General features: G+C 52.4%; 16 protein-coding genes and 1 pseudogene. 2 read left to right on the forward strand and 15 right to left on the reverse strand.

Going from position 1 to position 20,691, the window contains the following annotated elements:
* Positions 1-164 precede the first annotated feature (164 nt).
* From EXW96_RS12700 to EXW96_RS12745, 10 genes and pseudogenes are all read right to left on the reverse strand, one after another.
* Positions 165-2,333 carry a hypothetical protein gene (locus tag EXW96_RS12700; RefSeq protein ID WP_174350678.1) on the reverse strand — a complete coding sequence of 723 codons (2,169 nt, stop codon included), beginning with the start codon at positions 2,331-2,333 and terminating at the stop codon, positions 165-167.
* Between the two features lie 47 nt (positions 2,334-2,380).
* A complete protein-coding gene (locus EXW96_RS12705; RefSeq protein WP_174350679.1) occupies positions 2,381-3,853 on the reverse strand; it encodes an ABC transporter substrate-binding protein in 1,473 nt (490 codons plus the stop codon).
* Positions 3,854-3,891: 38 nt separating this feature from the next.
* Positions 3,892-4,782 carry an ABC transporter ATP-binding protein gene (locus tag EXW96_RS12710; RefSeq protein ID WP_074729681.1) on the reverse strand — a complete coding sequence of 297 codons (891 nt, stop codon included), beginning with the start codon at positions 4,780-4,782 and terminating at the stop codon, positions 3,892-3,894.
* 4 nt (positions 4,783-4,786) lie between these two features.
* Positions 4,787-7,722 (reverse strand): annotated as a pseudogene (locus EXW96_RS12715) (ABC transporter permease).
* Positions 7,722-8,822 (reverse strand): efflux RND transporter periplasmic adaptor subunit, encoded by a 1,101-nt coding sequence (locus EXW96_RS12720; RefSeq protein WP_375256450.1) that lies wholly within the window; start codon positions 8,820-8,822, stop codon positions 7,722-7,724. Before EXW96_RS12720 ends, EXW96_RS12715 begins: the two are co-directional and overlap by 1 nt.
* Positions 8,782-9,636: an ABC transporter ATP-binding protein gene (locus tag EXW96_RS12725; protein ID WP_254611366.1), complete on the reverse strand. Its 855-nt coding sequence runs from the start codon at positions 9,634-9,636 to the stop codon at positions 8,782-8,784. The genes EXW96_RS12720 and EXW96_RS12725 overlap by 41 nt, the downstream gene beginning before the upstream one ends.
* A gap of 279 nt (positions 9,637-9,915) precedes the next feature.
* Complete coding sequence (locus EXW96_RS12730; protein ID WP_062407733.1) at positions 9,916-10,596, reverse strand: DnaD domain-containing protein; 681 nt, start codon at positions 10,594-10,596, stop codon at positions 9,916-9,918.
* Between the two features lie 21 nt (positions 10,597-10,617).
* Positions 10,618-11,916: an asparagine--tRNA ligase gene (gene asnS / locus EXW96_RS12735; RefSeq protein WP_137670521.1), complete on the reverse strand. Its 1,299-nt coding sequence runs from the start codon at positions 11,914-11,916 to the stop codon at positions 10,618-10,620.
* Between the two features lie 73 nt (positions 11,917-11,989).
* The gene (locus EXW96_RS12740; RefSeq protein WP_174350680.1) at positions 11,990-13,204 is read right to left on the reverse strand and encodes an acetate/propionate family kinase; all 1,215 of its coding nucleotides are present in this window, start codon (positions 13,202-13,204) and stop codon (positions 11,990-11,992) included.
* Complete coding sequence (locus EXW96_RS12745) at positions 13,201-14,073, reverse strand: 3-hydroxyacyl-CoA dehydrogenase family protein (protein ID WP_174350681.1); 873 nt, start codon at positions 14,071-14,073, stop codon at positions 13,201-13,203. The genes EXW96_RS12740 and EXW96_RS12745 overlap by 4 nt, the downstream gene beginning before the upstream one ends.
* Positions 14,074-14,207: 134 nt before the next feature.
* Between EXW96_RS12745 and EXW96_RS12750 the strand changes: the two genes are divergently transcribed.
* Positions 14,208-14,426 (forward strand): hypothetical protein, encoded by a 219-nt coding sequence (locus tag EXW96_RS12750; protein ID WP_174350682.1) that lies wholly within the window; start codon positions 14,208-14,210, stop codon positions 14,424-14,426.
* 39 nt (positions 14,427-14,465) lie between these two features.
* Here the strand turns inward: EXW96_RS12750 and leuD are convergent, their stop codons facing one another.
* Together leuD and leuC are read right to left on the reverse strand one after the other, a co-directional pair.
* Entirely contained in the window at positions 14,466-15,059 is a 594-nt protein-coding gene (gene leuD / locus EXW96_RS12755; protein ID WP_062407728.1) for a 3-isopropylmalate dehydratase small subunit, read from the reverse strand.
* A 32-nt stretch (positions 15,060-15,091) separates the two neighbouring features.
* Entirely contained in the window at positions 15,092-16,510 is a 1,419-nt protein-coding gene (leuC, locus tag EXW96_RS12760) for a 3-isopropylmalate dehydratase large subunit (protein ID WP_062407726.1), read from the reverse strand.
* 132 nt (positions 16,511-16,642) lie between these two features.
* Here leuC and EXW96_RS12765 point away from each other — a divergent pair, with 132 nt between their 5' ends.
* On the forward strand, positions 16,643-17,575 hold the full coding sequence (locus tag EXW96_RS12765; protein WP_062407725.1) for a LysR family transcriptional regulator: 933 nt from the start codon (positions 16,643-16,645) through the stop codon (positions 17,573-17,575).
* Between the two features lie 100 nt (positions 17,576-17,675).
* Here the strand turns inward: EXW96_RS12765 and EXW96_RS12770 are convergent, their stop codons facing one another.
* The 3 genes from EXW96_RS12770 to EXW96_RS12780 form a co-directional block, all read right to left on the reverse strand.
* Positions 17,676-19,058 (reverse strand): MFS transporter, encoded by a 1,383-nt coding sequence (locus EXW96_RS12770; protein ID WP_174350683.1) that lies wholly within the window; start codon positions 19,056-19,058, stop codon positions 17,676-17,678.
* Positions 19,059-19,143: 85 nt separating this feature from the next.
* The gene (locus tag EXW96_RS12775) at positions 19,144-19,515 is read right to left on the reverse strand and encodes a Rieske (2Fe-2S) protein (protein ID WP_054818095.1); all 372 of its coding nucleotides are present in this window, start codon (positions 19,513-19,515) and stop codon (positions 19,144-19,146) included.
* Positions 19,515-20,645 carry an amidohydrolase family protein gene (locus EXW96_RS12780; protein ID WP_062407721.1) on the reverse strand — a complete coding sequence of 377 codons (1,131 nt, stop codon included), beginning with the start codon at positions 20,643-20,645 and terminating at the stop codon, positions 19,515-19,517. The genes EXW96_RS12775 and EXW96_RS12780 overlap by 1 nt, the downstream gene beginning before the upstream one ends.
* Positions 20,646-20,691: the final 46 nt, after the last annotated feature.

Below are 20,691 nucleotides of genomic sequence, written 5' to 3' on the forward strand. Positions count from 1 at the left end.
TAATAAACATAAGGTATCCTGCAAAACCTGTCAATGCTTCCAAAGCAAAATTAACCAAACGTTCATAATCACCCTGTGTCTTCATATAAAACCGTCCCCGCATTGCAATGATCGGCTGTGTCAGGGACGGCTTAAAGCTTTTTAATACAGATATATAGGAAGATCTATTTTATCGTTTCAAACCATAGGACCTGCTTCGAGGCGAGCAGCTTCTTCTGACCCTTAAAGGAATCGTAGATATTGAGTTTGTAACCCTTCAGAAATTGAACCTGATATATGATTTCGCTGTCCTGCTTCGTTATCTCTACATTCAAATGCTTACCGAGCTGCAGCCTGTCTGCCGCTCCGCTCGAGGAATCTCCTTCAGCCGCTTCTTCAAAAGCAAACTCCTTGGTGAAATTGAGTTTATCCTCGTCGTCTTTGATCTCAATGATTAACTTTCGGCCTTCCATGTTCGAGACGAGCAGCAAATCCTTGGACATCTCATAATCGAACTTCAGCTTCAGCCCCGTCTGATCGATTTGCGGCTTGATATTGCTGAGCGACAGCTTATAAGGAGCCAGATCGATGTCTTTGAAATGATCCTGAACCGTCTGGTTTTCCTGAGGGAGCCAGAAGGCCGCCGCATTCACGTAGGCATCCGGCTTTTTGCCGATTTCCGTAAGCTGATCCTCTGTGACCGCATCACCGATCATCACATGCGTTCCGGTGATCGGGAATGTTTTGGGAACGTTGCTGGACAGCATCAAAAGCGCCGTGCCTCCCGGATTGACCTTGCTCTTGATCTCCGTCACGGCTGCGGGATATACGGTTCCGTCCACCGTTTTGATATGGGCGACCAGCTGGGCGATATCCGTGAAACGCTTCTCCAGATTTTTCACTTCAAGCATCACCGCAAAGGTATTCGCCGTATCTCCGATGTACGTTTTGATTTCCCGAACCTTATAGCTTGCGCTTCTTCCCACGCTTGTCACATGATGAGCTTCGCCTATGTTGTTATACGTTACGTTCATCAGCTCCGCACGATGTACGAATTCCAGCAAATCGTCCGTCTGCGCCGCTCCTCCGTTTTGGGCATCATCGGCAGCGGTCTTTTCCTGAAGTACCAGCTTCACCTCACCGAATTCGTAGGTATACGGAATTTTGCCGATAAACTGGAACTGCGCCGATGCGCCCGGAGCCAAACCTATCACTTTATCCGTCCTGATCAGCTTCGCCTCCACCTTCACCGCGCCGTCGAGCATAAAGTATCCCGCCATGTCCGGGATCGGCAGCGATTCCGGACCGTTGTTGGAGAGCGTGAATCCGGCGGTCAAAATGTCCTGATCCTCCCAAGGCAAACGCTGCACGGTATTCAGCCGGGCCGTATAGGTTCCCTTTTTGTTCGAAAAGTGATATTCTTTGCCCGTGTCTACACTGTCCGCCTCCGATACCGGAGGCAGCGCAAAATACGCAATCGGCAGGTTCAGCTTCACATCGGCCGCATGCTGAATGATCACCAGCTGCCAGTTCTCCGGCTTCACGGAAACAGGTACGGAGCCGGACAGTTCAATCTCCTTGTCCACCTGCGGATTAATCGTGAGATCCTTGATTCCTTTGGCCTCCAAAGGATACATATATCCTTCGCTTGTGCGAAGCAAATACTGATACCCGGGAACCACCGCGCTTCGGGCGCCAATGTTTTCCATATTCATCACAATCGTGGGCGTATAGTTTTTTTCGTTTTTGCTCAGCAGCACTTTCTTGATGGATGTCTTGACCGGATTGCCGGCAATCTGGATCGTATGAGCCCCGCCTGCTGCCGTTACGATGCTGTAGTTTGCCGGAACGGCCACTTCGCCGATTTTGCGTTCGAAGTTGGTCTGTGAGAAATCCCATTTGATGAATTCAAAAATAAGGTCTTTTAGCCCGGTCGTTTCATTGACGCTGGCATAGAAGCTGATGTCCTGGCTGGACTTTGGTGTGATCCGGTTTTTGTCTTTATCCTGCGGCAGTACACGAACCGAGATTTGATTGCCGGTCTTCGTCTTCAGCCGGACCCAATAATCGATAAACAACAGGTCGCTGGACCCTCCGTTGTTGACCGTAACGGTAAACGTTACCGTATTGCCGCCTTGCTCGGGCAGCATAGTCACATTCTTCAACTCAAAAAAATTGCCGCCCCCGATGTCAACCTTGCCCAGCACCGGTGCGCTTCCAATGGAGATCACGGCGTCGCTGCCGGGAGGAGGCGTACCGCCGTCCGCCGCAAAGGCGGGAACGGCGGAGCTGAGCATAAGTGCGGCTGCCAGAAGAAGTATGCATGATTTCGTTCGCTTGGATTTCCGGTTCATCTTCTGCTAACCTCCTTGTTCCATTTCCTTTCGTTAGTCAAGCGGGGTTAACCCAACGTTCTTGGTTCTGGCATACCCGGTTCGCCGTTCGGATTCTCTTTGAGTTTTTGAATCATGGCGTCCCCTTCGGTCTGCCACTGCTTCAATGCTTCACGGACCTGAAGCTTGCCTTCCATCACTTGTTGAAGCTTCTGATAGCCTATGCTCTGCACCTCATACAATCTCGGATTTTTGAGATAAAGCTTTGTGTCTTCGAACGGTACCGGCATTAATGAAGTGAATGCTTGTTGATTGTAGTCCAACCCGTCCTTTGTCTTGATATATTTTTGCCGGGATACGATATTATGCGAGCTGCCGGCCTTCAACCGTGCCCATTCCTCACCGTTAATAAACTTCAGGAACTTCCATGCTTCCTCGGGATCCTGCGCTTTGGCGTTGATCGACATAATTCCATCCATCCCGATAAATCCGCCTGTATCCGGCGCTTCCGGATGAACGGGCAGCGTGACGACATCCCATTCGAACGGAGAAAAGCCTTGAATCCGATCCGCATTCTTCATCACATCGATGATGCGGTCAAGCTCGCCATAGTTAATGATCGCCATCGCTACGCGTCCCGAAAGGAAATCGTCATGCTGGAACGGATTATAGTTTTCATTCGGACCTATGCTCCCGTTCATTTTGGACATATCCAGCGGACCGGGAACAAGCTTTTCCGTGTGGATTTGCAGCATCGTTTTCCATGCGTTCTCCCATTGGTCCGAATCGACCGTCATTTTCTCACCATTGTCGTCAAACATTCTCAGCCGTAAAGGCGCCGTGTAAAGCTGCGTCGCATACGACATGTCCCCGCCCATATTGTAAGTCGAAAATGAGAATCCGTACTTCCGGTTCTCCCCTTCTCCCTTGGCCAACCGGCGGGCCAAATCAAACGTTTGCTCCCAGGTCATTTTATCCGTCGGATACTGCACTCCCGCTTCGTCGAACAACCTTTTGTTATAGATGACGGCAGAAGAATTGAATGTCGGCGCCAACGCATAGATTTTACCTTCACCGACCTTTTTGATGCCCTCGATCACCGCCGGGACGATATCGCTGATATCGAATTTGTCCTTTGTAATCAAAGGATCAAGCTGCGTCAGCAAGTTATTGCTGATCAAGTCAGGCAGCTGCTCATACTGGGTCATGACGATATCCGGCGGATTGTCGCCCTGCATCAATTCCTTCAGCTTCTCCAGCGGATCCTGGGGCTTTTCGTTGGGATCCGGTCGGCCATACATGTAGCGGTCGTCCATGGCCGAGATGATTTCAATCTTCACATTCGGATTGGCAAATTCATAAAGCTCGGTAAACCGCTGGCGAAAATATTCATCGTTCGCGCTATAGCCCATCGTCGTGGCGATGCGCAGTGTGCGCTCCGTGTTGTCCGATGTGTTCGGACTCGTACAAGCTGCAAGTACAGGTGTCATCATACCGACGCTGACCGACAGCGCCGCCGTTCTTTTGATCCATTTGTTCATTTTTGAAAACCCTCCGATTTTATGGTTTTAAATGTACTTTAATGCAGCTTTACAGCGGTCTCATCCAATGATTTGGGCGTTTTGATGATAATCTTCTCCCCGTCAAATTCCATGGACGCCTTGCTTTCGATTCCCAGCGCCTGCAAATACGCTCTCGGTATTTGCAGCCGTCCGGCCCGGTCCAGCACCACGTATTCCTCGTGAACATCGTGAATCGTCCCGCCGCCTGCGGCAGCTTGATCCAGGTTCGGATTCCGCTTGATGAACTCGGTGCTCGTCATTCCGTCACGGATCGCAACCACGCGGTCCACCTTGCCGGCCAGCGCCATATCATGCGTTACGAGCACAATGGTAACGCCCATCTCCGTATTGAAGCGGCGGAAGATGTCCATGATCATATCCGACGTCTTCGTATCGACGGAGCCCGTCGGCTCGTCGGCAAGGAGCAGGGACGGCCGGTTAGCCAGCGCTATGGCGATCGCCACGCGCTGCTGCTCGCCTCCGGAGAGCTGCTGCAGCTTGTTGTTCAGCCTATCCTTGAGACCGACCCATTCCAGAAGCTGTGCAGCGTAATGCCGGTCATATTTCCCGCTCAGCATCATCGGCATCTCCACATTCTCAAGCGCCGTCAAATACGGCACCAGATTACGGGCATTGTTCTGCCAGATGAATCCAACGGTATTGCGCTTATATTGGACCAGCTCTTCATCCGTAATTTTGAGCAGGTTCCATTCTCCCACGCGAACTTGCCCGGCTGAAGGACGGTCAAGGCCGCCCAAGATGTTCAGAAGCGTAGATTTGCCGCTCCCGCTGTTGCCGATAATCGCCATCATTTCGCCTTGGTCTACCGAAATATTAAGCCCCTGCAGCGCAACGACTTCAATTTCGTCGCTCTTATATATTTTGACGAGACCTTCGCAATGAATCACTACATCATTTCTCCTCTCCCAGCTTCACGGCCTGATGGACACGCAAGCGCCTGATATGAAGGAACAGCAGGCCCGCACCGGTCAGCATCATGACGGCTACGACGACATAGAGCTGATCGGTATCTCTGGCATCGAATACCACACGAAACGGAGGCACCTGCATTTTGACATTCTCTGCCGTCTGGAGGAAAGGCAGGAACAGGTAGCTCGTCAATTTACCGATGCTTAAGCCCAGAACAATCGCCAAGCCTGCGGTAAACGTCTGCTCAAGCAGCAGCATGCCTGTCAATTGACGTTTCGATAATCCCATCGCCCGCAATACGCCGAACTGGACCACCCGGCTGGACAAATTGAAAAACCAGTACAAGATGTAGCCAATCAGTGAAACGAGCACCGAGACGAGGAAGCCAAGGCTCAAAATACCGAATACCCCTCCGCGTGCCGGATGCCTTTTTTGAGAGATCAGCTCGTTGCGGACGTCCTTGACGCTGGCGATGTCGACTTTCTTTTCCCTGAGCGTTTCGATCAACGGCGTGACCTTGGCTCCGTCTTTCATCTTCAGCCAAACCTCATAAGGCGTTACCGGAGCCTGATCATAAATGTACTCCAGATTGGCGATCATAAACGGCGTCTGCTCCGGATATTGACTCGGCCAGTAAGGGACGGCGGCAACGACGACGAATTCCACCGGTTGGCCGGATATCGTAATATTCATTAAATCGCCCGGCTTGATCTGATGCTTCTCGGCAAACGTTGTCGGAATAATGACCGCTTGCTCGTATTGTCCGAGCAGATTCAAGTAATGGTTGGGATGCACAGAAAACAAATCTTTACGGAACCAGGCCACCTCCGCAAAATCGACGTTATCGATTCCCATCAGCATGCCCTGGCCGAGCGATTTGCCGGAAACGACAACGTTGCTTTTTGCCAGCAGGACACGTGCCGCATGCTCCACGCCTTCCAGCTGGCGGAACACCTCAAACGGCGGTTCGATATAGCGCATTGTCGGCGGAGGTCCTCCCGTGCCGCCTCCGGGACCGCCCGGTTGTCCGGGACTGCCCGGGCCTTGACCCGGATTCGAACCCCCGGGGCTTTGCGGGTTACCTCCCGCGCTGCCTCCGGGATTGCCTTGGCCTTGACCTTGACCGTTTCCCGGATTCGGGGCTTGAGGTGGCGTTTCGGCGACAGCCTGCCAATCCGCTTTCATCACCACATCTGTCCCGTAGGCATACAAAATCCGGTCCGTCGAGTTCAGATCGATCGTCCTCGCCGCCGAAGCGTTGTACACTCCAAGACCCAGTGTCAGGATCAGCAGAAGCATCAGGGGATAATAGGCCGTTGACGAACGGGACAGCTGCGTCAGCGTTAAGTACATCGGAACGGGCAGAACCCGCTTGCCGAGCCAATTGCAGAAACGGAGCAGCCACGGAAAGATACGCAGAAAAAACAGCCCAAGCCCGATAATCGATAATGCCGGAATGAAAAACAGCAGCGGATGCACCTGCAGCTGATCCGTCGTCATCCCTGTCTGTGCGAACAATTCCTGGCGCTGGCCGAACAAGTAATACCCATATCCGACCAGACACAGCAGCAGCACATCAAGGAACCATTTTTGCCAGAACGGCTTTTTGTCAGAGCGCGCCAATTGTTGTTTATGGCTGACAATCGAGGCTCTGGCATAAATGACGGCCGGAATCACGCTGGCCATCAAAGCAATGACCACGGCGGCTAACCCGTAGAGCAGCGCTTCTTCAGATAGGCCGACCGGAACGGCCTCCCGGTCCACAAAGGTAAGAAAACCGCTGGATGAACCTATGCTTTTGGCCATAAACCACCCGAGCATGGGACCGATGATGATAGCTGCTCCTCCGAGCAGCAGCCCCTCCAGCAGATAGATCCATATAATTTGTCTCGTGCTCCCGCCCCGGCTTCGAATGACCGCAATGACGGTTCGCTGCCGGTCAAGAGACTGTCTGGCATTCATTACGATGTAATAGAATACCATCGCAATCATGGGAGCGGCTAAAGTGAACAGCAGGATCTGCAGCTGCAGGCTTTGTACTTTAAATTCCTGCAGCAGAGGGATAAACGATACGTCCACCCGGGTATCCTTCAGCTTCTGGTACAGCGTAATGTCGAGCCGCTCCAGCTTGCGCTGCAGCGAAGAGAGCTGGCTCGTTTTGATTTCCTGCAAATCAAAAGCGTAATACCAGTTCGCCAGGTTGAGCGGAATTTTTTCTTCGTCAAGAGCTCGTCGTTAAACCCGGTTTCGCTCATAAAAAAGGTCGTGATGAGCCCTTCTATTCCTTGAAACCAATACGGATCAGCATCATTCTTCGGCTTGAATATGCCCACGATCTTTACTTTCAGCGGGGCGATGCCGAGTCCCCCGGAAATCGGATAATGAAATACATCGCCGACGCGCATGTCCCCCCGGAACATGGCTTCCTCATGGATAACGACTTCGATAACGCCGTCTTGCGGCTGTTCCGAGAACCAATTCCCCTGCGTCAGCTCGACCTCTTCCTTGAGTCCGCTCTGTGCCATCAGGGTCATCTGCCTTCTCTTGCTCGGATCCACTTTTGACGGATCGTCAGGGGTAAGCTGCGAACCGCGTATGGACAAACTGCGAACGTACGCGTCCGCCGGGAAACCGATTTCCTGCGGCAGCTCTTCTTTGATATAAGCATCGACATCGGCAAATGCAGACAGATCCGCCCGGTCATTGCCGGAGGCTTGATAGCGGATCAAGACCGAACCGGCGGACATTCCTTGGCTTTTCTCTTCCAGCGTTGCAGCGACGACCCGCTTGAGCGAACCGTCCGAATACATGGGAATGCTCGTGGTAAACGCAACAGCCATAATGAGGCCGGCTAAGGTGCTGAGCGTAAGCCAGCGCGTATTCCACATTTTGCGGAATAAAAAACGAAGCATTGCCATCAGCGTCCCACTGCTTTCTGCCCGGGCGTAAGACCTTTCACAATCTCCACATCGGTCGACGTCTGCTGGCCGATTTCCACATCGACTTCCCTTTTACTGCCCTGGTCATCCACAACCTGTACGTAGTTTCGGCCGGCATACGAGCGAAGGGCGGCAAGCGGAATGACAACCGCATTCTCCTTGCGCTGCGTAATGACCGATACGCTGAGCGGTGTGCCCCGATTCAGGTTTTCCGGGAACGGATCCAATTGGATGATCATATAGTTTTCGATCGAATCAGGCTGCCTGCCCTGACCGTCGCCGGGAAAGCCGCCGCCCCCGCTGCCGTCATCGGCTTTCGGATTCGGAAGCTGCAGTACTTTTCCTTTGTGCTGACCGGCCGAGTTAATATCTACAATGGCCTCCATGCCGACCGCCACTTTCTTCAAGTCTTCCCCGCTGAGCGTGGCCGCTACCGTCAGCTGGGACAAGTCGGCGATGGTTGCTACCGCATCATAAGCTTTAGCCGTATCCCCTTTCTTCAGATAAACCGATACGATCGTGCCGGAGAACGGGGCCGTAAGCTTTGCGCCCGCAATGGTTTTCTCCAGTTCAATCAGCTCTTCGCGCTTCAGCTCAAAATCGATCTTCGCCTGCTCCAACTGTTCGGCGCTCATCTCGTCGGCCTTGCGCAGCGTCTCAATCATGGTCAGCTCGTCTTTGCGCGTCTGAAGCCGTTTCTGCTTCAGCTGGCTTTCAAGCTCCGTGACATCCAGTTCGGCGATCAATTGGCCTTGTGTCACCTGGTCTCCGGCCTTTACGGCAACATTTTTGATGCGGCGGCTGTTCTCATCGGTAAAATACAAGTCTTCTTCCACCGTGGCCATCAGCTTCCCGGAGCCGCGCACCTTCGTTTCCAGCGTATCCGTCTTCACCACATACTCCGGTTTTTTGGAAAGCTGGGGCGGCTTGACGATGGGTACGATTTCTTCCTCCTCTTCTTTTGGCAAAAGCGAGCAGCCCGAAGAAACGGCCAACGATGCCGCCATGCATACGAGCAGGAAAGGCTTTCCCCCTTTTTTAACTATTGATAAACTTCCCATCCACCATTTCGAATACACGGTCGGCAACCTCCATTATTGTCGGATCATGCGTTGTCATGCAGATCGTCATGCGTTCCGTTCGGATGATGTCCCGAAAAACGGTCATGACCTGAGCTCCCATTTGCGAATCCAGCTCTGCAGTCGGCTCGTCAGCCAGCAGCAGACTGGGTTTATGAGCTATCGCTTTGGCAATGGCTACGCGCTGCTGCTCTCCCCCGGAGAGCTCGAACGGCCGGTGATGCATCCGTTTGCCCAGACCTACAAGCTCCAAACAGTGAGCCACGCGCGCCTTCCATTCGGATCTTGGCCGACCGGCCATCCGCAGCGACAGCTCCACATTCTCCCAAGCCGATAACAGAGGCATTAATGCAAACGACTGGAAAATGAATCCAATTTCAGTTTTTCTTATGTACGTCCGCCGATCGTCGCTGCATTGATGAATCCAATGCTCCTTGAACCGGATCTCCCCGCGGTTAGGCAGATCCAGCCCCCCGATCAAATTCAGAAGCGTAGTTTTGCCCGAGCCGGATCTTCCCTTCAGCATGACAAGCTGTGTGGGAAACAGCTCCATGTCAATTCCCTTCAACACATGCAGTTCATGTCCTCCCACTGAAAAAGAACGTTCCACACCGGTTACGGTGAGGAGCGGTTTGCTCGTATCGATAACCGGTTCATGCTCCGAAGGATCGTCCATCAGGGCCTGTGCCGAAGAGGCGCTCTCCGCTTCCGCCTGCGCTTGCCCCCCGCGTAAGTCCTGCGGTGCCGGTGGAACTTCAGGAAGCGGCTTCCTGTGCATCCCGTCTTGATGTCGTCTGCGCAGCCATCGAATCATATGGGCCCTCCTTCCGGTTATGGATTTGTCTATAATCTGCCAGAAAGTGTAACTACCATCCATTTAGACGTAGATGTTCAAAGAAAGGTTACAAAATGATCATTATTTTTTAAAATTTTTTTCCATAATACGACCTCTTCCTCCGATTCCTCTTTGGAAATAGGTGATCTTCATCCCTCCGCTGCAATACAAAAAAATCCCTCAAAGAGGAGGACACTCTTGGTCCTTCCCTTTGAGGGATTTCATGAACAGCCCGGGACAACCCCTGCTGTCTCTTGGTTAACGTGCACGGAATTTCTGGGAATGCTCCTTCGCCTGTTCTACGGTTTTGATCCGGTTTCGCTGCCATTCCAGAAGAATCCGGTCGATATAACGAAAATGCACCTTTCCTGCGAATACCGCTTCCTTCAGCCCGGCAAGAATAAGCTCCTCGGGATATCCGTCCTTATCCATCCAACCCGAGATCGACTCCAGCTCCATCGGGGTAAGCGGACGCCCGAACTCTTTTTCGAAGATGGTAAAGATATCCTTTTTGCCGGATGCGTCTGCACCCGCTTGCCTGCGCAAGGCCGCGCGTTCCTCCAGCAGCTCTTCCAGGCGGCACTCCGCCAGCCGCTCCATCAGCGGCTGCCAATTATATTTCTCGCTGTGAACCGCAGATAACGGATCCGTCTCCTCGTCAATCCTCAGCAGCCCTTCCTTCAGCAGCTTTTGCAGGACGGCAATGACCTTCTCCTGCGGGATCGACATGCGCGACTGGATCTCCTCGAACGTCGGAAAATCCTTGTTTTCCTTTTGCTTGAAAGCCATAACGTGAAGAATCAGCATGACATCCTGCTCCTGCAGCCGAAGCTGCGTGTAATACCGGAGCAGCCAATAAGGAACATTCACGTTCCCCTCCTGCCAGCCCGCGAGCAGCACGGACGGCAGCTCCTTCGTATCTTGTTCGCTCCTTCTCATGCAAGCCCTTCCTTTCGGATATTACGGGTATAAACGGTACAGCAGCCGCGGGAACGGAATCGTCTCGCGAACGTGGTCGAGACCGCATATCCAGGCCACTGTGCGCTCCAGCCCCAGACCGAAGCCGGAATGCGGCACCGATCCGTACTTGCGCAGGTCGAGATACCACTGATACGCTTCCTTCGACAGCTCGTGCTGCTGAAACCTTTGCTCCAGCAGCTCCGGATCGTCGATCCGCTGGCTGCCGCCGATAATTTCCCCATATCCTTCCGGCGCGATCAAATCTGCGCACAGCACCACTTCAGGCCGTGCAGGATCCGGCTTCATGTAGAACGCCTTAATGTCCGTCGGATAATGAGTAATAAACACCGGCTTATGATATTGTTGGGCTATCGCCGTTTCGTGGGGAGCGCCGAAGTCTTCCCCCCATTGGATTTCATGGCCGTTCTCCTGCAGAAATTTAACCGCCTCGTCGTATGTAATGCGCGGAAAAGGAGCCTCGATGCCCTCCAGCCTGGATACGTCCCTCCCCAGCACCTCAAGCTCCCTGCGGCAGTGCTCCAGCACCGACTTCACAATGTAGGCGACAAATTGCTCCTGTATTTCAAGGTTTTCCTCATGCGTGAAGAAGGCCATCTCCGGCTCGATCATCCAGAACTCGATCAAATGACGGCGCGTCTTGGACTTCTCCGCCCTAAACGTTGGCCCGAACGAATAAACCCTGCCGAGCGCCATGGCCGCAGCCTCCATGTAGAGCTGGCCGCTCTGGGTCAGGAATGCATCCTCATCGAAATATTTGGTATGGAACAAGCTCGTCGTCCCTTCCGCCGAAGAAGGCGTCAGGATCGGCGGGTCGACCAGATGAAAGCCCCGCTCATCGAAAAACTGCTGCACCGCCCGGATGATTTGCGCCCGAATCACCAGAATCGCGCGCTGCCGCGGAGAACGGATCCACAGGTGGCGGTGATCCATCAGAAAATCGACCCCGTGCTCCTTGGGTGTAATCGGATAATCGCTTGTGAGCTGAATGATCTCCACTCCCGTAACCGTCAGCTCGTAGCCGCCCTTGCTGCGGGCATCTTCACGCACTACGCCCGTGATGTACAAGGAGCTCTCCTGCGTAAGCTTGCCCGTATCCTCCCATACCTGCTCATCCACTTCGTTTTTTACAACCACGCCTTGAATAAAACCGGAACCGTCGCGCAGCTGCAAAAAACGGATTTTCCCACTGGATCGGCTATTGTGCAGCCAGCATCCGATCGTAACGGTTTCGTTCACATGCTGATCCACGTCCCGGATCATACATAAATTGCGGCTCATGAAACCATCCTCCCCCGTGTTTCGTTATGTAGCATTTATCAATGAACAGACGTTCGGTATTCGCCTTATCTCATTATTCTACATCATTGCGGTGTAAAATCAAACGGTATGTATCCCTGGCGATGACGAGTTCTTCATTGGTGGGAATGACCAGCGCCTTTACCTTGGACTCCGGCGCCGTGATTTCCCGTTCCCCGGACTCCTTGCGTTCGTTCGCTTGCTCATCCAGCTCGATCCCGAGGAAACTCAAATTCCGGCAAACCGCAGCCCGGAGCATCGCAGAATTCTCTCCCACACCAGCAGTAAACACAACGGCATCCAACCCATTCATTGCGGCGGCATAAGCGCCGATATATTTGCGCAGCCGGTATTCGTACATTTCGAACGCCAGCGACGCATTGCGGTCTCCCGTTTTTATCGCCTGCTCGATCTCCCTCATGTCGCTTCCGATGCCCGAGATCGCCATGAGCCCGCTGTGCCGGTTCAACATCGAACTCACTTCCGCCAGCGTCAGATCTTCTTTGCTCATCGTAACCGGCACGATCGCCGGATCGATGTCACCGCTGCGGGTACCCATCATCAGCCCCTCCAGCGGCGTCATCCCCATGCTCGTATCCATCGAGCGGCCGCCCAAGATGGCTGCGCAGCTGGCGCCGTTGCCGATATGACAGGTAACGAGCTTCAATTCCTTCAGCGGACGGCCCAGAAAAGCCGCGGCCCGTTCGCTCACATAGGCGTGGGACATGCCGTGAAAGCCGTAACGGCGGATTTTGTGTTTTTTATAGAGCACCATCGGAATCGGGTACAAATAAGAGGTCGGCGGCATCGTCTGATGAAACGCCGTATCGAAGACAACGGCCTGCGGGATATCGGGCATATTCGCTTCCACGGCCTGGATCCCCAGTATATGCGCCGGGTTATGCAGCGGAGCCAAGTCGAACAGGCGTTTGATTTCGCGTTTGACTTCCTCGTCCACCAAAACGGAGCCGGAAAACGACTCCCCCCCATGCACAACCCTGTGCCCGACCGCTTGAATTTGATCCACGGACTGGAGGATGCCATGAACCGGATGAACAAGAATATCCATCACTTTGCGAAAGGCTGTCGTATGCTCCAATATTTCCCGCACTTCCCGGATTTCCTGTTTTCCTGCAGGTTCAAAGTGTAAAATCGCCGATTCCATCCCTATGCGTTCCACTTTGCCCTTAGCGAGCACGGTTTCATCCTTCATTTGATATAATTGAAACTTCAGCGACGAGCTGCCTGCATTAACGACTAGAATGATCATAGCCGGTCACCGTCCTTATCGTAGCGGAAAAAACCTTGTCCCGTTTTCGTTCCGAGCTGCCCGGCCCGCACCATTTGCTTCAGCAGTACAGACGGCCGGTATTTCACATCCCCGAATTCCCGAAACATGCGTTCCATAGAGGCAAGCACCGAATCCAGACCGAACCGGTCGGCCATCTCCAGCGGACCGTAATGGAAATCATATCCGATCCGCATAGCCGTATCAATATCCTCTGCAGAGGCCACCCGCTCGGAAAGCACATGCATCGCCTCGTTGATCAGCACGCAGAATAGCCTCGTCGTCACAAAGCCCGGAGATTCATATACTTGAATCCCGCGTTTTTGAATCGTCTCTTCCACAAACTGCTTCGTGCGGACGAAGGTGTCATCACTCGTTTTCAGCGCTCTTATAATTTCCACCAGCTGGATTTTCGATGCCGGATATAGAAAATGAAGGCCGATCACCCGCTCGGGTGCTTTGGTTTCCGCCGCCAGCTCCGTCAGACTTAACGTAGACGTGTTGCTGGCCAGAATGATGTTTGGAGGACACACATCGTCAAGCTGCCGGAAAAGCTGCTTCTTGAGCTCCAAATCCTCATTGATCGACTCGATGACCAAATCGCACTCCATCATTCGGTGCACATACGTTTCTTTTTGTATCTTCGATAATATCATCTTCTTTTCCGCGGCGGTGATCGCCCATTTTTCCAGCTGCTTATCCAAACTCATTTCGATTTGCTCTATCGCTTGCAGCAGCTTTTCCGGCGTGCGGTCGATCAGCACCACATCAAGCCCTTTGCCGGCGAGCATTTCGGCAATGCCCTGCCCCATCGTGCCCGCGCCGACGATCCCGATTTTGTTGAAAATCATGGCCCTCACCCCTTTATGTATACTACAAATGCTATTATATACATTGGAAGATGGAAATAAAAAACATGCTCTTGCTATTGTTGATTCTTGACCAATAGAAAACCGCCTACGGATAAGGCGGCTCATCAACTATCGTGCCCAATCAACACGATCGCGTATTTGTCATCGCATTTTTCTTTGATAAAACTCTTGACCAAAGAAAAATGGCATTACCTATCAATAAGATTGTAAATTCCCACCCTGTTTTACCTTTAGTAAAAAATCTTCATTCGTTTCCTGATCTCCCTAATGTTATTTTCTTCAATAAGAAATCATTCGGCAAACAACAAAATGGACAGCAAAAAAGCTGCTGAGCATATTCTCTCAACAGCTTTTTCATTTGCAAAAATGGCTTATAAGGCTTGGTGAGCCGCTTCATAGGCTGCAATCTTGTCTTCATGCTGCAGCGTCAGGCCGATATCATCGAGCCCCTGCAGCAGGAATTGGCGGCGATGCTCATCCAGATCGAAGCTGATGGAGAGACCTTGGCCGTCCTTAATCGTTTTGTTCTCCAGATCAACGCTCAATTTGTAGCCTTCGTTCGCTGCCGTACGCTGGAACAGTTCCTCGACCTGCTCTTCGCTCAGCTTGATCGGCAGAATGCCGTTCTTAAAGCAGTTATTGTAGAAAATGTCGGCAAACGACGGTGCGATGATGACTTTAAAACCATAGTCCTGAATCGCCCATGGCGCATGCTCACGGGAAGAGCCGCAGCCGAAGTTGGCGCGGGAAAGCAGTATCGAAGCGCCCTGATAGCGGGGCAGGTTCAGACTGAATTCCGGAATGACGGCGCCCTGCTCGTCAAAGCGCCACTCATAGAATAAAAATTGACCGAAGCCGGAGCGCTCGATGCGCTTCAGAAATTGCTTGGGAATAATAGCGTCGGTATCCACATTCACGCGGTCCACCGGACCGACCAGGCCTGTATGCTGTTTAAAAGCTTCCATGTCGTTAACTCCTCACATGAGAATGATTGATTTTAAGCTTCTTGCTTCACTTTAAATTTCCAATCGCGCACATCCGTGAAATGTCCTTTGATTGCAGCCGCTGCCGCCATTGCCGGAGATACGAGGTGCGTACGTCCGCCGCGGCCTTGACGGCCTTCGAAGTTCCGGTTGGAGGTCGATGCGCAGCGCTGACCCGGTTGAAGCACGTCAGGGTTCATCGCCAGACACATGCTGCAGCCCGCATCACGCCACTCAAAACCGGCTTCGGTAAAGATTTTGTCGAGTCCTTCTTTTTCCGCCTGTGCTTTCACGCGGCCTGAACCCGGCACTACGATGGCGGTAACGTTCGGAGCCACCTTGTAGCCCTGAGCCACTTCCGCAGCCGCACGCAGGTCCTCGATCCGGCCGTTCGTACAGGAGCCGATAAACACATAATCGATAGCGATCTCCGTCATCGGTGTTCCCGGTGTGAGCGCCATGTATTCCAGCGCTTTCTCGGCGGCTTTACGCTCATTTTCCGTTGGAAAATCAGCAGGGTTCGGCACGCTGGCCGTAATATCCGTACCCATGCCCGGGCTTGTACCCCAGGTGACTTGAGGAATCAGGCTGTCCGCGTCGAATTCCACTACGCGATCGTAAACAGCTCCCTCGTCCGTAACCAGCTGCTTCCACCGGGCAACCGCTTGATCGAACGCTTCGCCTTTCGGTACATAGTCGCGGCCGCGCAGGTATTCGAACGTCGTTTCGTCCGGAGCGATCAAACCGGCTCTTGCTCCGGCTTCGATGGACATGTTGCAGACCGTCATACGTTCTTCCATGGACAAGCCGCGGATCGCTTCGCCCGTGTACTCAATGACATAGCCGGTAGCGAAGTCCGTGCCGTATTTGGCGATAACGCCGAGAATCAAGTCCTTCGCCGTGACGCCCGGTCTCAGCTTGCCGTTGATGCGCACTTCCAGCGTCTTGGGTTTTGCCTGCTGCAAGCATTGCGTTGCGAGCACGTGCTCCACTTCGCTGGTTCCGATTCCGAATGCCAGCGCGCCGAACGCACCGTGCGTGGACGTATGGCTGTCGCCGCACACGATCGTTTTGCCCGGATGCGTCAGTCCCACTTCAGGACCCATAACGTGTACAACGCCTTGATCGATGTGGTTCAGGTCAAACAGCTTCACGCCGAAATCAGCACAGTTCTTGGCAAGCGTGTCGATCTGCTGCTTGGAGATCGGATCGGTAATGTTGAAACGGTCTTTCGTCGGGACGTTGTGATCCATTGTCGCGAACGTCAGATCCGGACGGCGCACTTTGCGGCCGGCCATGCGAAGACCTTCGAACGCTTGCGGGGAAGTCACTTCGTGAACCAAATGAAGATCGATGTAAATAATGCTTGGTTTGCCCGGTTCCGAATGAATGACATGGTTATCCCAAATTTTTTCGATAATTGTTTTTGCCATCGGTTCCACCTCAATATAATATGATGCATCCTATGCGTAATATCGTACCATTTCCATCTTCATTGATCCAAGATATAATATCTATAAGATTGATAGTTTTTGATTATAAGCAATCGTAAAGGAGCGGTGATGATGGAGCTTCGACAACTGCAATACGCACTGCAAATCGCCATAGACAAAAACTTTTCCAGGGCCGCCGAAAAGCTGCATATCGCCCAGCCCTCGCTCAGCCAACAGCTGTCCAAACTGGAGAAAGAAATCGGCGTCCTTTTGTTTCAGAGAACCACGAACTCCGTGGAAGCCACTTATGCCGGAACCCTGTTTGTCGAGAAGGCGCAAAAAATACTCGACATGGTCGAGCAGCTCAAAAAAGAGATGGAGGACATCTCCCAAATGCGCAAAGGCAGGCTGGTCGTCGGCAGCCTGCCCATTACGGGCGCCCATGTGCTGCCCTTGGTGCTGCCGGCGTTCCAGGCACGCTATCCGGAGATCGATATCGTCCTTGTGGAGGAGACGACGACCAATCTGGAGCAGCTGACCGCAAGCGGGCAGGCCGATATCAGCCTCCTGTCGCTGCCGCTTATCGATGAAACGCTCGACTATGAAGCCGTGATCGAAGAGGAAATTGTGCTGACCGTTCCGAAGACGCATCCGTTAGCCCAATACAGCGCCGATGGACAGGCCAAAGCGGTTGATATCGCCGAACTGAGGAACGAACCTTTCATTACGCTGAAAAAAGGACAGGGCTTCCGCCAAATTACGCTCGATTTGTGTCAGCAGGCCGGATTTACTCCCAACATCGTGTTCGAGAGCAGCAACATCGAAACCGTTCAATCCCTTGCAGCCGCAGGGATGGGCATTGCTTTCGTGCCGCTTATGGTGTCCCGGGGACGACATAGCGAGTTCGCGCCGGCTTACCTGCCGCTGACGATCCGGCCCACGCGGACGCTGGTGATCGCTTACCGCAAAGGCAGATATTTATCGAAAGCCGTCACTGCTTTCATGGAGACGTTCCGCGATGTCATGAACAAGGAGAATGCAAACAACCGGTCAGATCAGACCTGACCGGTTGAACCTTTTTCCTATGCAGCCCCGTATGATCCTTGCAGTTCGGCGCGGTGATGATGAGTTTCGACAGGTTAACCTGTCGCCTGCAGCAAGTCCGCTAACTCTTCTGCACTTCACCCTGCGCGATCAGAATAAACTCTTGTTCTGTACTTTCAATTTCGTTGCTCTCAAAAGCAAGATCTTTCGTTTCTCGCGTGTTGAATATCGCAAAAAGAGACAGCAATCCGATCACCATCATGTAGACCGCAACGGGCACCCAGGAATTGTTAAAACCGTTCATCAGCGCCGTAGCAATCAGCGGAGCGGTGCCTCCAGCCAATGCAGCCCCTAATTGATAGCCGACGGTTACGCCCGTGTACCGAACGTTCGTACTGAAAATTTCGGAAAAAAGCGTCCCCAGCACAGCCGTAACCGGAGCCCACAAGATGCCTAATCCGATGATGGTCGCAATCGTTAACCACAGCGTCGAGCCCAGCGAAAGAATATAGAAATATGGGAACGCATACAAAACAATGGCAACGATTCCCCAGATGAACAAGGGTTTTCGTCCCACTTTATCGGAAAAAGCCCCCATAAAAGGAATCGCGATGGTTGTAATTAACGTTCCGATGGTCACTGCATTCAGCACCGGTGTAGCTGTGAATCCCAGATGCCCCGTGGCGTAGGAAATAATGAACGTCGAGAAAATATAAAACGGAGCCGTTTCTCCGGCTTTGAGACCCACGGCAATGAGCACGGATTTCCAATGGTAACGGAACGTGTCAACAATCGGAACCTTGGCTATGTTTCCGCTTTCTTTGGCTTCCTTAAACGCGGGTGTTTCATCGATCCCCTTCCGGATCCACAACCCGAGCAGAACGAGCACGGCGCTTAAAATAAACGGCACACGCCAGCCCCAAGCCAAAAATTGATTGTCAGGCAGTGCAGTCATCAGCGTAATCGATATTGTACCAAGAAGCAGGCCGATGGTAACTCCCATTTGCGGCACGCTTCCAAAGAAACCCCTCTTGCCTTTAGGCGCATACTCGACTGCGAGCAGCAAGGCGCCACCCCATTCTCCTCCGATGCCAAGCCCCTGTATAAGCCTTAAGGTAATAAGCAAAATCGGAGCCCATACGCCAATCGTTTCATACGAAGGAAGCAAACCGATTAAAACCGTGGCGCCTCCCATCAATCCTAATGTGAGAACAAGCGTTTTTTTCCGTCCGATTTTATCCCCTATATGGCTGAAGATGACGCCGCCCAGCGGGCGAATAAAGAACGGAAGGGCAAACGAGGTGTAAGCGAGCATCAAACCCACGACAGGATCGATCGTAGGGAAAAATATTTTATTGAATACAAGTGCTGCAAGCGTTCCATAGAGAAAATAATCGTACCACTCGATCGAGCTTCCGATCAAACTCGCCACAAGTGCCTTGGTCGATGTTTTTTTGATTCTTGCTTTTGCTGCATGAATATTTCCCCCATTTAGACTACCCATGATCCCGATCGATCACGGGCAGTCTATGATTTAAATTCACTTCGCGCATTTAGTCAAAGTCAAGCCGGCTTTATGGTCATCGCTGTTACAGATGGATGTATACCTCATTGTCTTCAATGGATACATCGTAGCGCTCGACGGTTACTTCATAGCTCTTCGTTCTCATCTTAGGATCCACGATCATGCAGCCCGTTTTAATGTCGAATTCCCATTGGTGCCATGGGCATCTTACAATCTCGCCGTCACGTTCGTATTCAAAGTGGCCAGGACCCGTAGAGGTAATATATGCTGCCGTAAGGCCGGCGCAAAGAGCCGCTCCCTGATGCGGGCAAGTGTTGCGGATGGCATAAAATTGCCCCGCGATGTTATAAACACCGATGCTTCGGCCATTCGCTTCAACGATCTTTTTCTTTCCTTCAGGAATTTCCGATGCCTTGCCAACCAGAAAAACAGACATCACTTTGCACCTTCCTTTCGAGCTCCTCTTGCCGGCAGACCATATAGATCAGCTGCATTCTGATAAAAAATTTTCTCCCATAATGAATCTTCCAACTTGGGAAACGCTCTCACAGGCGAGTCAAAATCCCAGTGCGGGTAATCCGTGCAGAACATTAAGACCTCGTCGGCATAAACGGCGTTCATCATTTGGGTAAACGTCTCCGGATTCGGCGTCGGCTCAAGCGGCTGCGAGGACACTCGCACATTGCTGCGGAAATATTCGCTCGGTTTTTTCTTCACCCATGGCGTTTGGAAGCGCAGCGCTTTCCAATCCTCGTCCAGCTTCCATAAATACGGCGCAAGCCAAAACACGCCTGCCTCCTGAAGAACGACCTTTAAGGTCGGGAATTTTTCGAAAACGCCTTCATAGATAAAGCTCGCCAGGTGCGCCGCCATCACCATCGGTCTGCTGGCCCGATACTCGGGGTAATAGCTGACGTAACCGGCGCCGGTATTCGGCCCGTTAATGCCGACCCCTTCCATCAGGACATGAATCGTAAAAGGAAGATTATGCTCGACGCAGGCTTCGTAAATCGGATGGTAGTACCTGTGCCCGTACGGTTTTTCAGCCCCGCTGGACACAATGACTTGAACCATATCCGGATGAGAACCGACACGGCGAATTTCTTTTGCGGACTGCAGCGGATCCTGCTTAGGAATAAATACGGACCCTTTCAGCCTGCTGTCCTTTGCAAGCCAATGCTCCAATGTGTATTCATTAATCGCGGTGCTGATCGCAGCGGCGTAATCGAGATCGGGCGAAGCCTGACACGAGTAATCGCTGCCGGTTAATATCCCATACTCGATTTGATACGGATCCAACAGCTGTTCTCTCATGAAATTCAGGTCGCTTCCGGGAAAGCCTCCGCCAGGAGGAACAGAGTCGGCCATCTGGCCCACTTTAATCCCCCCGTTCAGATATAAAGAACCCGGGAGCCGCCACCCCCACAAATCGATTTGATCCCGGTAAGCCCGGGGCAAATACTGCTTGATCACATCAAGTGGGGTATAATTATGAATGTCGACATCAATAATGCTGCGCTTCATTTTGATTTTAGGCTCTGCAGGTTTCACTTCATTTACTGCCATAATGATCTCACTCCTTAGGTTAATCTGGCCGGCCCAAATTTATTGG

Source organism: Paenibacillus sp. JMULE4 (assembly GCF_013337105.1).
Lineage (GTDB): Bacteria > Bacillota > Bacilli > Paenibacillales > NBRC-103111 > Paenibacillus_G > Paenibacillus_G naphthalenovorans.

What these genes read in the sequence shown, in the direction of transcription:
- EXW96_RS12700 (WP_174350678.1), bottom strand. Translation starts at nt 2,333, where the DNA reads ATGAACCGGAAATCCAAGCGAACGAAATCATGCATACTTCTTCTGGCA.
- EXW96_RS12705 (WP_174350679.1), bottom strand. Translation starts at nt 3,853, where the DNA reads ATGAACAAATGGATCAAAAGAACGGCGGCGCTGTCGGTCAGCGTCGGT.
- EXW96_RS12725 (WP_254611366.1), bottom strand. Translation starts at nt 9,636, where the DNA reads ATGATTCGATGGCTGCGCAGACGACATCAAGACGGGATGCACAGGAAG.
- EXW96_RS12730 (WP_062407733.1), bottom strand. Translation starts at nt 10,596, where the DNA reads ATGAGAAGGAGCGAACAAGATACGAAGGAGCTGCCGTCCGTGCTGCTC.
- asnS (WP_137670521.1), bottom strand. Translation starts at nt 11,916, where the DNA reads ATGAGCCGCAATTTATGTATGATCCGGGACGTGGATCAGCATGTGAAC.
- EXW96_RS12740 (WP_174350680.1), bottom strand. Translation starts at nt 13,204, where the DNA reads ATGATCATTCTAGTCGTTAATGCAGGCAGCTCGTCGCTGAAGTTTCAA.
- EXW96_RS12745 (WP_174350681.1), bottom strand. Translation starts at nt 14,073, where the DNA reads ATGATTTTCAACAAAATCGGGATCGTCGGCGCGGGCACGATGGGGCAG.
- leuD (WP_062407728.1), bottom strand. Translation starts at nt 15,059, where the DNA reads ATGGAAGCTTTTAAACAGCATACAGGCCTGGTCGGTCCGGTGGACCGC.
- leuC (WP_062407726.1), bottom strand. Translation starts at nt 16,510, where the DNA reads ATGGCAAAAACAATTATCGAAAAAATTTGGGATAACCATGTCATTCAT.
- EXW96_RS12765 (WP_062407725.1), top strand. Translation starts at nt 16,643, where the DNA reads ATGGAGCTTCGACAACTGCAATACGCACTGCAAATCGCCATAGACAAA.
- EXW96_RS12770 (WP_174350683.1), bottom strand. Translation starts at nt 19,058, where the DNA reads ATGGGTAGTCTAAATGGGGGAAATATTCATGCAGCAAAAGCAAGAATC.
- EXW96_RS12775 (WP_054818095.1), bottom strand. Translation starts at nt 19,515, where the DNA reads ATGTCTGTTTTTCTGGTTGGCAAGGCATCGGAAATTCCTGAAGGAAAG.
- EXW96_RS12780 (WP_062407721.1), bottom strand. Translation starts at nt 20,645, where the DNA reads ATGGCAGTAAATGAAGTGAAACCTGCAGAGCCTAAAATCAAAATGAAG.